Annotated in this window: 9 protein-coding genes; 7 read left to right on the top strand and 2 right to left on the bottom strand. The window is 72.0% G+C overall.

Annotated features, from left to right (window positions below):
* Positions 1 to 65: 65 nt before the first annotated feature.
* The 3 genes from ACIRQF_RS37020 (at position 66) to ACIRQF_RS37010 (ending at position 4328) form a co-directional block, all read left to right on the top strand.
* Positions 66 to 1460: a class II fumarate hydratase gene (locus tag ACIRQF_RS37020; protein ID WP_389757815.1), complete on the top strand. Its 1395-nt coding sequence runs from the start codon at positions 66 to 68 to the stop codon at positions 1458 to 1460.
* A gap of 66 nt (positions 1461 to 1526) precedes the next feature.
* Complete coding sequence (locus ACIRQF_RS37015; protein WP_404099271.1) at positions 1527 to 2192, top strand: DUF402 domain-containing protein; 666 nt, start codon at positions 1527 to 1529, stop codon at positions 2190 to 2192.
* Between the two features lie 291 nt (positions 2193 to 2483).
* On the top strand, positions 2484 to 4328 hold the full coding sequence (locus ACIRQF_RS37010; RefSeq protein WP_404099269.1) for a SpoIIE family protein phosphatase: 1845 nt from the start codon (positions 2484 to 2486) through the stop codon (positions 4326 to 4328).
* Positions 4329 to 4391: 63 nt separating this feature from the next.
* Here the strand turns inward: ACIRQF_RS37010 and ACIRQF_RS37005 are convergent, their stop codons facing one another.
* A complete protein-coding gene (locus tag ACIRQF_RS37005) occupies positions 4392 to 6569 on the bottom strand; it encodes a transglycosylase domain-containing protein (protein WP_404099266.1) in 2178 nt (725 codons plus the stop codon).
* A gap of 263 nt (positions 6570 to 6832) precedes the next feature.
* Between ACIRQF_RS37005 and ACIRQF_RS37000 the strand changes: the two genes are divergently transcribed.
* The 3 genes from ACIRQF_RS37000 to ACIRQF_RS36990 are packed head-to-tail and all read left to right on the top strand — an operon-like array spanning position 6833 to position 10382.
* Complete coding sequence (locus tag ACIRQF_RS37000; protein WP_382484125.1) at positions 6833 to 7357, top strand: PadR family transcriptional regulator; 525 nt, start codon at positions 6833 to 6835, stop codon at positions 7355 to 7357.
* Positions 7354 to 8037 (top strand): ABC transporter ATP-binding protein, encoded by a 684-nt coding sequence (locus ACIRQF_RS36995; protein WP_389757823.1) that lies wholly within the window; start codon positions 7354 to 7356, stop codon positions 8035 to 8037. The genes ACIRQF_RS37000 and ACIRQF_RS36995 overlap by 4 nt, the downstream gene beginning before the upstream one ends.
* A complete protein-coding gene (locus ACIRQF_RS36990; RefSeq protein WP_404099262.1) occupies positions 8034 to 10382 on the top strand; it encodes an FtsX-like permease family protein in 2349 nt (782 codons plus the stop codon). The genes ACIRQF_RS36995 and ACIRQF_RS36990 overlap by 4 nt, the downstream gene beginning before the upstream one ends.
* On the opposite strand, the gene ACIRQF_RS36985 is transcribed toward ACIRQF_RS36990, so the two are convergent.
* The gene (locus ACIRQF_RS36985) at positions 10369 to 11313 is read right to left on the bottom strand and encodes a LysR substrate-binding domain-containing protein (protein WP_404099260.1); all 945 of its coding nucleotides are present in this window, start codon (positions 11311 to 11313) and stop codon (positions 10369 to 10371) included. The two genes, ACIRQF_RS36990 and ACIRQF_RS36985, sit on opposite strands and share 14 nt — an antisense overlap.
* 151 nt (positions 11314 to 11464) lie before the next feature.
* Here ACIRQF_RS36985 and ACIRQF_RS36980 point away from each other — a divergent pair, with 151 nt between their 5' ends.
* On the top strand, positions 11465 to 12019 hold the full coding sequence (locus ACIRQF_RS36980) for a peroxiredoxin (protein WP_376637811.1): 555 nt from the start codon (positions 11465 to 11467) through the stop codon (positions 12017 to 12019).
* Positions 12020 to 12021: the final 2 nt, after the last annotated feature.

Here is a 12021-nt window from a genome sequence, read left to right as displayed (position 1 = left end):
GGTAAACGACTTGGGAATACATCGAACAAGACAAGTGCTCAGCTTTTTGAGGAGGTTGACGAACCATGAGCAACGAAGAGGGCTACCGGATCGAGCACGACTCCATGGGCGAGGTCCGGGTCCCCGCCCACGCCAAGTGGCGCGCCCAGACCCAGCGGGCGGTGGAGAACTTCCCGGTCTCCGGGCAGCGCCTGGAACGGGCCCACATCGAGGCGCTGGCCCGGATCAAGGCCGCCGCCGCCAAGGTCAACGCCGAGCTCGGGGTGCTCGACGCGGACGTGGCCGGGGCGATCCAGGACGCGGCGGCGGAGGTCGCCGAGGGGCGCTGGGACGCGCACTTCCCGGTCGACGTCTTCCAGACGGGCTCCGGCACCTCCTCCAACATGAACACCAACGAGGTGCTGGCCACCCTCGCGACCGAGCGGCTGGGCCGGGACGTGCACCCCAACGACCACGTGAACGCCTCGCAGTCGTCCAACGACGTCTTCCCGTCGTCGATCCACATCGCCGCCACCGCCGCCGTCACCCACGACCTGATCCCGGCCCTCGACCACCTGGCGGCCTCGCTGGAGCGGAAATCAGCCGAATTCGCGAGCGTCGTCAAGTCCGGCCGTACGCACCTGATGGACGCCACCCCCGTCACCCTCGGGCAGGAGTTCGGCGGCTACGCGGCCCAGGTCCGGTACGGCGTCGAGCGGCTGACGGCCTCGCTCCCCCGGCTCGCCGAACTCCCCCTCGGCGGCACCGCGGTGGGCACCGGCATCAACACGCCGCCCGGCTTCTCGGCCGCCGTCATCGCCGAGGTCGCCCGGGCCACCGGCCTGCCGCTCACCGAGGCCCGCGACCACTTCGAGGCCCAGGGCGCCCGGGACGGACTCGTCGAGACATCCGGCCAGCTCAGGACCATCGCCGTATCCCTCACGAAGATCTCCAACGATCTGCGCTGGATGTCCAGCGGCCCGCGCACCGGCCTCGCCGAGATCAATCTTCCCGACCTCCAGCCGGGCTCCTCGATCATGCCGGGCAAGGTCAACCCGGTCATCCCCGAGGCGGTGCTGATGGTCGCCGCACAGGTGACCGGAAACGACACCACGGTCGCGGTGGCCGGTGCGGCCGGCAACTTCGAGCTCAACGTGATGCTCCCGGTGATGGCCAAGAACCTGCTGGAATCCGTACGCCTGCTGGCCAACGCCGCCCGGCTGCTCGCCGACCGCACCGTCGACGGGATCACCGCCAACGCCGAGCGGGCCCGCGAGTACGCCGAGTCCTCGCCGTCCGTCGTGACGCCCCTGAACAAGTACATCGGCTACGAGGAGGCCGCCAAGGTCGCCAAGAAGTCGCTGGCCGAACGCAGGACGATCCGCGAGGTGGTCCTGGACTCCGGCTACGTGGAACGGGGCGACCTCACCCTCGAACAGCTCGACGAGGCCCTGGACGTCCTGCGCATGACCCGCCCCTGAACCGCGGCTGACTCATCCGTGACCTTCGCCGCAGCGGTGCCGGGGGGCCGCCCCTAAGATCTGCGCATGACAGGATCCGGCCGCCCTCGGCACTGGGCGCCTGGGGATCACATCCTCTGGCGCTACCGCGACAACGGCACCGGCGACGTGCACATCTGCCGCCCGGTGACCGTGGTCCAGGACACCCCTGAGCTCCTCGCGGTCTGGATGGCCCCCGGCACCGAGTGCGTCAAGCCGGTCCTGGCCGACGGCACCCCCGTCCACGAGGAGCCGCTGGCCACCCGGTACACGGCGCCGCGCACCACCACCCGCGCCCGCTGGCACGGCGCCGGGGTGCTCAAGCTGGCCGCGCCCGGCGCCCCGTGGTCGGTCTGGCTCTTCTGGGAGCGCGGCTGGCGCTTCCGCAGCTGGTACGTGAACCTCGAGGCGCCCCGCACCCGCTGGTCCGACGGCGTCGACTCCGAGGACCACTTCCTCGACATCTCCGTCTACCCGGACCACAGCTGGCTGTGGCGGGACGAGGACGAGTTCGCCCAGGCCCAGCGGTCCGGCCTGATGGACGCCGCGCAGGCGGCCCGGGTCCGGCGGGCGGGCCGGGCTGCCGTCGAGACGATCCGGTCCTGGGGCGCACCCTTCTCGGACGGCTGGGAGAACTGGCGGCCCGACCCCGCCTGGACGGTCCCCGAACTGCCGGCCGACTGGGATCGCACCCCGGTGCACACGGCACCATGAGACCCTTGATGCGCCCCCGGGGGGCAAACGTAGGATCGTCCTCCGCAAGCACTCGACCGATCGGACGGCACGTCAAAGACCTGGCACGGCACTGGACCTGACCTCTGGTCATCCGCCAGTCATCCATGATTGCTTCATGAGGGGGAGAGCAGTGCCCGACCTGTGCGCGGCCGCGTCGGCCCGCTCCTCCACATCGACCTCGCGCCGGTGGTTTAGCCCCGCCGAAGGAGCGGCATCGGCGAGAAGAGCGCGTGCAAGGCACCACCGGCCCGGATGGACGGAATCCCAGGCGTGACGGAGCATCCCACCTCCCACGAAGGCCGCAAGGCGATGGCCGACCGGCCCCAGGAACGCACCCGCCCCCGTCAGGAGACGGCGACGGCGACGGCGGCCGCCGTCGCGGTGCCTCCGCCCGGCGGCGGCCAGAGCGGCGGCGACGGCGCCGCCGCGCGCCGCGAGGGCGACCGGCTGCGGTTCGTGGGCGCCGCGACCCGGCGGATCGCGCGCGGCCTCGACCTCGACGAGATCGTCCTCGGGCTGTGCCGGGCGACCGTGCCGACCTTCTCCGACGCGATCCTGGTCTATCTGCGCGACCCGCTGCCGGTGGGCGACGAGCGCCCCGCGGAGCCCTTCGTCCTGCGCCTGCGCCGTACCGACCGGCTGCGGTTAACGGACGGTGAGGGCGAGGAGCTGGTCCTCGTCCCCGACCCCGATCCGACGCCCGCGGCGGAGCTGTGCGAGGTCCGCTCGGGCAGCGCGCTGGCCGAGGTGCTGCGCGGGGTGCGGCCGGTGCCCGGCGACTCCGCCGCCGCCCGGGCCGCACTGCCGGAGCTGCTCGGTCCGGAGCATCCGGTGCCCGGTGGGCAGCGGGCCATACTCGCGCCGCTGCGGGGGCGGCGTCGGGTGATCGGCGCCGCGGTGTTCCTGCGCCGCCCGGAGCGGGCCGGCTTCGAGCCCAACGACCTGCTGGTCGCCGCCCAGTTGGCCACCCACACGGCCCTGGGCATCGACAAGGCGGTGCTGTACGGGCGCGAGGCCTACATCGCGGACGAACTGCAGCGCACGATGCTGCCGGACTCGCTGCCGCAGCCGACCGGTGTACGGCTCGCCTCGCGCTATCTGCCCGCGGCGGAGACCGCCCGGGTCGGCGGCGACTGGTACGACGCGATCCCGCTGCCCGGCAGCCGCGTCGCGCTCGTCGTCGGCGACGTCATGGGCCACTCCATGACCTCGGCGGCGATCATGGGCCAGTTGCGCACCACCGCGCAGACCCTGGCCGGGCTCGACCTGCCCCCGCAGGAGGTGCTGCACCACCTGGACGAGCAGGCCCAGCGGCTCGGCGAGAACCGCATGGCCACCTGCATGTACGCGGTCTACGACCCGGTCTCGCACCGGATCACCATCGCCAACGCGGGCCATCCGCCGCCGATACTGCTGCACCTGGGCGGCCGGGCCGAGGTGCTCCGGGTACCGCCGGGCGCACCGATCGGTGTGGGCGGGGTGGACTTCGAGGCGGTGGAGCTGGACGCGCCGGCCGGGGCCACGCTGCTGCTCTACACGGACGGTCTGGTGGAGTCCCGGCTGCGCGACGTGTGGACCGGGATCGAGCAGCTGCGCGAGCGGCTCGCGGCGACGGCCCAGCTCACCGGCCCGGACCACTCGCCTCCGCTGGAGGCGCTGTGCGACGACGTGCTGGACATGCTCGGACCGGGCGACCGGGACGACGACATCGCGCTGCTCGCGGCCCGCTTCGACGGGATCGCGCCGAGCGACGTGGCGTACTGGTTCCTGGAGCCGGAGGACGCGGCCCCGGGCCGGGCCCGACGGCTGGCCCGGCGGGCGCTGGCGCGCTGGGACCTGGAGGAGCTCACGGACTCGGTGGAGCTGCTGATCAGCGAGGTCGTGACCAATGCCGTGCGGTACGCGGAGCGGCCGGTCACGTTGCGGCTGCTGCGGACGGACGTGCTGCGCTGCGAGGTCGGCGACGACTCGCCGCAGCTCCCGCGGCAGCGGCGGGCGCGGGAGACCGACGAGAGCGGCCGCGGGCTGTTCCTGGTGAACCGGCTGGCCCGGCGCTGGGGGGCCACCCGGCTCTCGGGCGGCAAGGTGGTGTGGTTCGAGCTGGCCACGCGCTGAGCCGCGTTCGGACACGAACGCCGACGGCCGGGCCCCTCCGAGAGGGGCCCGGCCGTCGGTGTGTCAGGTGCCGGGGCGGCCGTCGACGACGCCGTCCGGCGGCGGCTGGGTCGTCGGGTCGGAGGTCCGCGTCGGCGTCGGCTCCGGCGGGGTCGTGTCGGTCGGCGTGGGCGGCCGCGTCGGCGTGGTGGCCGTGGAGGTCGGCGGCTGCGGCGGGGTGGTGGCGCCGCCGCTCTCCGTCGGGGTGGGCGTCGGCGACCCGGTGGTCTGGGTCGGCGTCGGGACGGTGTCGCCGCCGGAGGTGCCGTCGGTCTCCAGGTCGAAGGTGGCGTCGGAGCCGCCGCCGAGCGCCTTGGTCGTGTAGGCGCCCCAGATCTGGGCCGGGGTGCGGCCACCGTTGGCGCGGCCCGGGTTGATGGTGTCGGTGAGCGTCACCTGGTTGCCCTTGGCGTCCTCGCCGAAGAGTCCGACGGCGGTGACGAGTTCGGGGGTGTAGCCGACGAACCAGGCCGAGCGGTTGTTCTCGGAGGTGCCGGTCTTGCCCGCCGCCTGGTAGTCGCCGGCGGCGCGGAAGCCGGAGCCGCTCTGGACGACGCCCTGCATGGCCTTGGTGGTGGTGTCGGCGGCCTCGCGGCTGATGACCCGCTCACCGATCGACTGCACGCCCTCGACCTTGCGGTCCTTGTGCTCGGCGGTCTTCACGAGGGTCGGGGTGACCTTGTTGCCGTGGTTGTCGAGGGTGGCGTAGGCCCCGGCCATGTCCAGGGTGGAGGCGCCCATGACGCCGAGCGACATCGCCGGGGTGGTGCCGAAGTCCGCGCCGTCCTTCATGCCGAGGGCGAGGGCGGTCTGCTTGGCCTTCTTGGGGCCGACGTCCACGATCATCTGGGCGTAGACCGAGTTGATCGAGCTGTTGGTGGCCTTCTGGACGCTGACCGGGCCGTAGCTCTGGTTGTCCTCGTTCTCCGGCGCGAAGCTGATGTCGCTGCCGACGACCGGGCGCTTGCTGGTGCCGTCGTAGATCGTGCCGAGGCCGATCCGGCGCCCGTCCTGGGTCTCGGCGTCGTTGTCCAGGGCCGAGGCGAGCACGAGCGGCTTGAACGTCGAGGCGGGCTGGTAGTCGCGCCGGGTGGCGTTGTTCGTCCAGTGCTCGGTGGCTCCGACGCCGCCGTACATGGCGACGACCGCGCCGGTCTTCGGGTCGACGGAGGTGGCGCCGGCCTGGACGGTGGCCTGCTTCTTGTCGCCCTTGCGGTCGAGCTGGTCCTCGAGCTGCTCGTCGACGGCCTTGACCAGGGCCTTCTGCTTCTTCTCGTCGATGTTGAGGGTGATCGTCCAGCCGCCGGCCTTCAGGTCCTCCTCGCTGACGCCCTGGCGCACGAGCTCCTGGTTGGCGGCCTCGACGATGTAGCCGCTCTGACCGCTGAGGCCCTTGGGGGCCTTGGGCTTCTGGGGGACGGGGAACTTCAGGCCGGCCCGCTGACCGGCCTCCAGCCAGCCCTCCTCGACCATGTTGTCGAGGACGTAGTTCCAGCGCTCCTCGACGAGCTTGCGGCCCTCGGGGCCGGCGAAGGTCCAGTCGTACTGGCTGGGGGCCTGGAGCACGGAGGCGAGGTAGGCGCCCTGGGAGACGGTGAGCTTGGTGGCGTCGACGCCGTAGTAGGCCTGGGCGGCGGCCTGGATGCCGTAGGCGTTGCGGCCGTAGTAGCTGGTGTTGATGTAGCCGGCGAGGATCTCCGGCTTGCTCATGCGCTGGTCCACCTTGATGGCGATGACCATTTCCTTGAGCTTGCGGGTCGCCGTCTGGTCCTGGCTCAGGTAGTAGTTCTTGACGTACTGCTGGGTGATCGTCGAACCGCCCTGCTTGCCCTTGCCGGTGAGGGTGTTCCAGGCGGCGCGGGCGGTGCCCATGACGTCGACGCCGTTGTCCTTGTAGAAGGTCTTGTTCTCGGCGGCGACGAAGGCCCGCTGGACGTCCGTCGGGACCTTCTCGAGGCCCACGATCTCGCGGTTGATCTTGCCCGTGCGGGCGATGACCTTGCCGTTGGAGTACTTGTAGACGTTGCTCTGCAGCGTCGCGTCCGCGTTGGCCGACGGCACCGGGACCATCAGGTAGAGCGCGTAGAGGGCGCCCATCACGAGCAGGCAGCCCACGAAGAACGTGCCCAGGAGTTTCTTCCAGGTGAAGAGGCGGCGTATCCGCCCGCCCTTTCTCGCCTGGCTGTTACCTGTTCGGCCCATGTCCTCGTTCGCTCCGCTCGTCTTCGAATCAGCTCAGCAAGCTAACACCGGCGATCGCGACAAAGGGCGATCCATCCGGCTTTTCCGGGCGTGACAATGAGCACCCACTCCCGAGGGAACCGACGCTCCACGGGTCCGGATGGTTGTGTGCCGCCGGTCACAGACTTCGCGTTCGAGGGGTGTCCCGCGGCCCCGGCGAGCCCTGATCCGGCCCTGACCCGGGCTATACATCGTGCGTATACACTGCGTGTAGAGTGGCAGGCATGTCCATCGGTCACACCCTTCTGGGACTCCTGGAGTCCGGCCCGCGCCACGGCTACGACCTCAAGCGCGCCTTCGACGAGCGCTTCGGCCACGACCGGCCCCTCCACTACGGGCAGGTCTACTCGACGATGTCCCGGCTCCTGAAGAACGGCCTCGTCGAGGTCGACGGCGTCGAGGCCGGCGGCGGCCCGGAGCGCAAGCGGTACGCCATCACCGAGGCCGGCGTCACCGACGTCGCGCAGTGGCTCGCCACCCCCGAGAAGCCGGAGCCGTACCTCCAGTCCACGCTCTACACCAAGGTCGTCCTGGCCCTGCTCACCGGCCGCGGCGCCGCCGAGCTGCTCGACGTCCAGCGCACCGAGCACCTGCGCCTGATGCGCGAGCTCACCCGGCGCAAGAAGGACGGCGACCTCGCCGACCAGCTCATCTGCGACCACGCGCTCTTCCACCTGGAGGCCGACCTGCGCTGGCTGGAGCTGACCGCCGCCCGCCTCGACCGGCTCGCCGAGGAGATACGCCGATGACCACCGCACCCCTGCTCCGCGCGAGCGGGATGGACAAGGCCTACGGCCCGACCCCGGCCCTCGCCGGGGCCGAATTCTCCCTGCGCGCCGGCGAGGTCGTCGCCGTCATGGGCCCCTCCGGGTCCGGCAAGTCGACCCTGCTGCACTGCCTCGCCGGCATCGTCCGCCCCGACGCGGGCACGATCCACTACGACGGCCGCGAACTCACCGCGCTGACCGACGGCCAGCGCAGCGCGCTGCGCCGCTCCGACTTCGGCTTCGTCTTCCAGTTCGGTCAGCTCGTACCCGAACTGACCTGTGTCGAGAACGTCGCCCTGCCGCTCCGCCTCAACGGCGAGCGCCGCAGGCCCGCCGAGGCGCGGGCCCGCGAGTGGCTGGCCCGGCTGGAGGTCGAGGACGTCGCCGGCAAGCGGCCCGGCGAGATCTCCGGCGGGCAGGGCCAGCGGGTCGCCGTCGCCCGCGCGCTCGTCACCGCGCCCCGGGTGATCTTCGCCGACGAGCCCACCGGCGCGCTCGACTCCCTCAACGGCGAGCGGGTGATGCAGCTGCTCACCGACGCCTCGCGGGACACCGGCGCCGCCGTCGTCCTGGTCACCCACGAGGCCCGGGTCGCCGCCTACTCCGACCGCGAGGTCGTGGTCCGCGACGGCATCGTTCGGGACACGGAGTGGGCGGTATGAGCATGCGGACCTGGGCCCGCGACCTGACCCTCGGCGCCCGCTTCGCCGTCACCGGCGGCCGCGGCGGCTGGCTGCGCACCGCCCTGACCGCGACCGGCATCGGTCTCGGCGTGGCCCTGCTGCTCGTCGCCGCGTCCATGCCGAACATGCTGTTCCAGCGGGAGGTGCGCGAGTCGGCCCGCGCCGTCGACGCGAGCGAGCTGGTGGAGCGGCCCGGCCCGGAGACCTTTCTCTACGCCGACCAGACCACCCTCTACCGCGGCGACACCGTCACCGGGCTGCTGCTCCGGCCCGAGGGCGCGAGCCCGCCCGTCCCCCCGGGCGCGGCGAAGGTGCCCGCGGCCGGCGAGATGCTGGTCTCCCCCGCCCTGCGCGAGCTGCTCGACTCCGCCGACGGCGCGCTCCTGCGCGAACGCCTGCCGTACCGGGTCAGCGGAACTCTCGGCGACGCGGCGCTGATCGGCCCGGCCGAACTGCGCTACGTCGCCGGCACGGACATCCTCACCACCGACAACTTCACCGGGCGGGGCGAGCGCTACGGCTGGTCGGTGCCCGGGGAGCCGATGAACGCGTTCCTGCTGCTGCTCGTCGTCATCGCCTGTGTCGTCCTGCTGCTGCCGGTGCTCGTCTTCGTCGCGACCGCCGTCCGCTTCGGCGGCGAGCAGCGCGACCGGCGCCTCGCCGCCCTGCGTCTGGTCGGCGCGGACACCGCCATGACCCGGCGGATCGCGGCGGGCGAGTCCCTCGCGGGCGCGCTGCTCGGACTGGCCGTCGGCGCCGGCTTCTTCGCCCTGGCCGGGCAGCTGGCCGGCACCGTGCAGATCTGGGACGTCAACGCCTTCCCCGCCGACGTGTCCCCGGTGCCCTGGCTCGCCGCGGTGATCGTCGCGGCCGTGCCCGTCTCCGCCGTCGTGGTCAGCCTCTTCGCCCTGCGCGGGGTGGCGATCGAACCGCTCGGCGTGGTCAGGACCGCGACCCCGAGGCCCCGCCGGCTCGCCTGGCGGCTGATCCTCGTCCTCGCGGGCGCGGCCCTGCTCGTACCGACCGTGGGGAGGGTGCGGATCGAGGAGACCTCGATCGACGCCGTCGGCATCGCCCTCGGCTCGACCGTCGCCCTCGTCGGACTCACCACCCTGCTGCCCTGGCTGGTGGAGGCGCTGGTCCGGCGGCTGCGGGGCGGCCCGGTGGCCTGGCAGCTCGCCACCCGCCGGCTCCAGCTGAGCAGCGGCACCGCGGCCCGTACGGTCAGCGGCATCGTCGTCGCGGCGGCCGGGGCGATCGCGCTGCAGATGCTGTTCCAGGCGATGCAGAACGACTTCATGCGACCCACCAACATGGACACCGCGCGCGCCCAGATGGAGACCAAGGTCGCCGCCAGGAGCTCCGACGACGCCCGCCGGGCCATCGACGCGCTGGCCGGGACGAAGGGCGTGCAGTCGGTCGTCGGCACCATCGAGTCCAACGTGTGGCGTCCCGGCCCGCTGAGGAAGGGCGAGGACTTCGCCCCGATCACCTCGATCGCGGTCGGCGACTGCGCCTCCCTGAAGGAGTTCGCCCGCCTGCCCTCCTGCACCGATGGCGACGTGTTCATCGTCCTCGCCCACGGCACCGAGGGCCCGGACGACGCCTGGGTCGCCGAGACCGCCAAGCCGGGTGCGGCCGTCGCGCTGCGCGACCCGCAGGGGTACGCGGGCGGGGCGATGCCGACCTGGCGCATCCCGGCCTCGGCCCGCACCGTGGACGCGCGCCTCGATCCGCTGGGCCGGGTGCAGTTCGGGGTGATGGCCACGCCGAAGGCGATCGACGCCACCCGGCTCGATGCGCCGGAGGCCGGGGCCATGATCCGGATCGACCCGGCGGTGCCGGACGCCCCCGAGTACGTACGGAACACGGTCGCCGGGCTCGATCCGCTGACCCGCGTGCAGACCCTCCAGGACGTCGAGCGCGACGCCCAGTTCAGCAGCGTGCGCACCGGCATCATGATCGGCGCCACCCTCACCATGCTGCTCGTCGCGGTGTCGCTGCTGGTCACGACCCTGGAGCAACTGCGGGAGCGCAAGCGCCTGCTGTCCTCGCTGGTCGCCTTCGGCACCCGCCGCGCCACTCTCGGCTGGTCGGTGCTGTGGCAGACGGCGGTGCCGATCGTGCTCGGCCTCGCCCTGTCGGTGGCGGGCGGCCTCGCGCTCGGCCTGGTGCTGCTGCGGATGATCGGCAAGCAGGTCGAGGACTGGTGGGTCTTCCTGCCCGTCACCGGGGTCGGCGCGGCCCTGATCGCCCTGGTCACCGTCCTGAGCCTGCCGCTGCTCCTCCGGCTCGTGCGGGCCGACGGTCTCAGGACGGAGTAGCGCCCGCCCGGACGATCCGTACCGGGAGCCGCTTCATGGCGTCCCGGAGCGAGCCCGCCAGTTCCTCGAACTCGGACTGGCGGGCCGCGCCCGTCCGCATCGCGAGGGCGATCCGCCGGGTGGGCGCGGGATCGGCGAAGTCCCCGGTGTACAGGGCGGTGTTACGGGCGGTCTCGACCTTCACCGCGGTGCGCGGCAGCAGGGTCACGCCGAGTCCGCCGGCCACCAGCTGCACCAGCGTCGACAGTCCCGCCGCCGTCGTGGTGACCGGCGCCCCGTCCGTGCGGCCGGCCTCCCGGCAGATGTCGAGGGCCTGGTCGCGCAGGCAGTGCCCCTCGTCCAGGAGCAGCAGCTTGAGCTCCTGGAGCGCCTCGCGCGGGATGTCGGCCCGCCCGGCCAGGGGGTGCCCCTCGGGCGTGACGAGTACGAAGTCCTCGTCGAAGAGGGGGAGTTCGGTGACGCCCGGAACGCCGAGCGGGACGGCGAGCAGCAGCAGGTCGAGCCGCCCGGCGGAGAGCCCTTCGAGCAGCGACGAGGTCTGCTCCTCGTGCACCTGGAGGTCGAGCTCGGGGTAGCGGGTGTGGACGAGCCGCAGCACGCTCGGCAGCAGATAGGGCGCGACCGTCGGGATCACCCCGAGCCGCAGCACCCCGGTGAACGGCGCCTGCGCGGCCTCCGCCTCCTCCATCAGCTCGCCCACCGCGTCGAGCACGGCGTGGGCGCGCACGGCGAGCCGCTCGCCCGCGGGAGAGAGCAGCACCTTGCGCGTCGTACGCTCGAGGAGCTGGACACCGAGTGCCTCCTCAAGCGCCGAGACCGCACCCGAGAGGGCCGGCTGGCTCATCCCTATGGCTGCCGCCGCGTCCCGGAAGTGCAGATGCTCCGCGACCGCCGCGAATGCTCTGAGCTGGGAGAGGCTGGGCTGCTTCACCCGGCGCACGGGAATCACTGATAACCACCTTCGATCAACCCGACCCACTATAGCTATTTCACTGATCAATGCACTCCGTGCCATGCTGTGGGCCGTCCAACCCCTCACGGAAGACCTCAAAAGGGACCCTTCCGGCCTGTAAGGAGAGCGCGTGCTCACTGTCGGTGACAAGTTCCCCACCTACGACCTGACCGCCTGCGTGTCGCTGGAGAGCGGCAAGGAGTTCGCGCAGATCGACCACAAGTCCTACGAGGGCAAGTGGCGCGTGGTGTTCTTCTGGCCGAAGGACTTCACCTTCGTCTGCCCGACCGAGATCGCCGCGTTCGGCAAGCTGAACGACGAGTTCGCCGACCGTGACGCCCAGATCCTCGGAGTCTCCGGCGACTCCGAGTTCGTCCACCACGCCTGGCGCAAGGACCACGCCGACCTGCGTGACCTGCCCTTCCCGATGCTCGCCGACTCGAAGCACGAGCTCATGCGCGACTGCGGCGTCGAGGGTGCCGACGGCTTCGCCCAGCGCGCCGTCTTCGTCGTGGACCCGAACAACGAGATCCAGTTCGTCATGGTGACCGCCGGCTCCGTCGGCCGTAACCCCAAGGAGGTCCTGCGGGTCCTCGACGCCCTGCAGACCGACGAGCTGTGCCCCTGCAACTGGACCAAGGGCGAGGACACCCTCGACGCCGCCGCGCTCCTGGCCGGTGAGTGAGC

It is taken from the genome of Streptomyces sp. NPDC101191 (genome assembly GCF_044767915.1).
In the GTDB taxonomy this organism is placed as follows: domain Bacteria; phylum Actinomycetota; class Actinomycetes; order Streptomycetales; family Streptomycetaceae; genus Streptomyces.
This window is presented reverse-complemented; position numbering and strand designations above follow the sequence as displayed.

Bases quoted from the DNA above. Each gene is read 5' to 3' on its own strand.
- ACIRQF_RS36990 (WP_404099262.1), top strand. From the start codon at position 8,034: ATGAGCATGCGGACCTGGGCCCGCGACCTGACCCTCGGCGCCCGCTTC.
- ACIRQF_RS36995 (WP_389757823.1), top strand. From the start codon at position 7,354: ATGACCACCGCACCCCTGCTCCGCGCGAGCGGGATGGACAAGGCCTAC.
- ACIRQF_RS37000 (WP_382484125.1), top strand. From the start codon at position 6,833: ATGTCCATCGGTCACACCCTTCTGGGACTCCTGGAGTCCGGCCCGCGC.
- ACIRQF_RS37020 (WP_389757815.1), top strand. From the start codon at position 66: ATGAGCAACGAAGAGGGCTACCGGATCGAGCACGACTCCATGGGCGAG.
- ACIRQF_RS37005 (WP_404099266.1), bottom strand. From the start codon at position 6,569: ATGGGCCGAACAGGTAACAGCCAGGCGAGAAAGGGCGGGCGGATACGC.
- ACIRQF_RS37015 (WP_404099271.1), top strand. From the start codon at position 1,527: ATGACAGGATCCGGCCGCCCTCGGCACTGGGCGCCTGGGGATCACATC.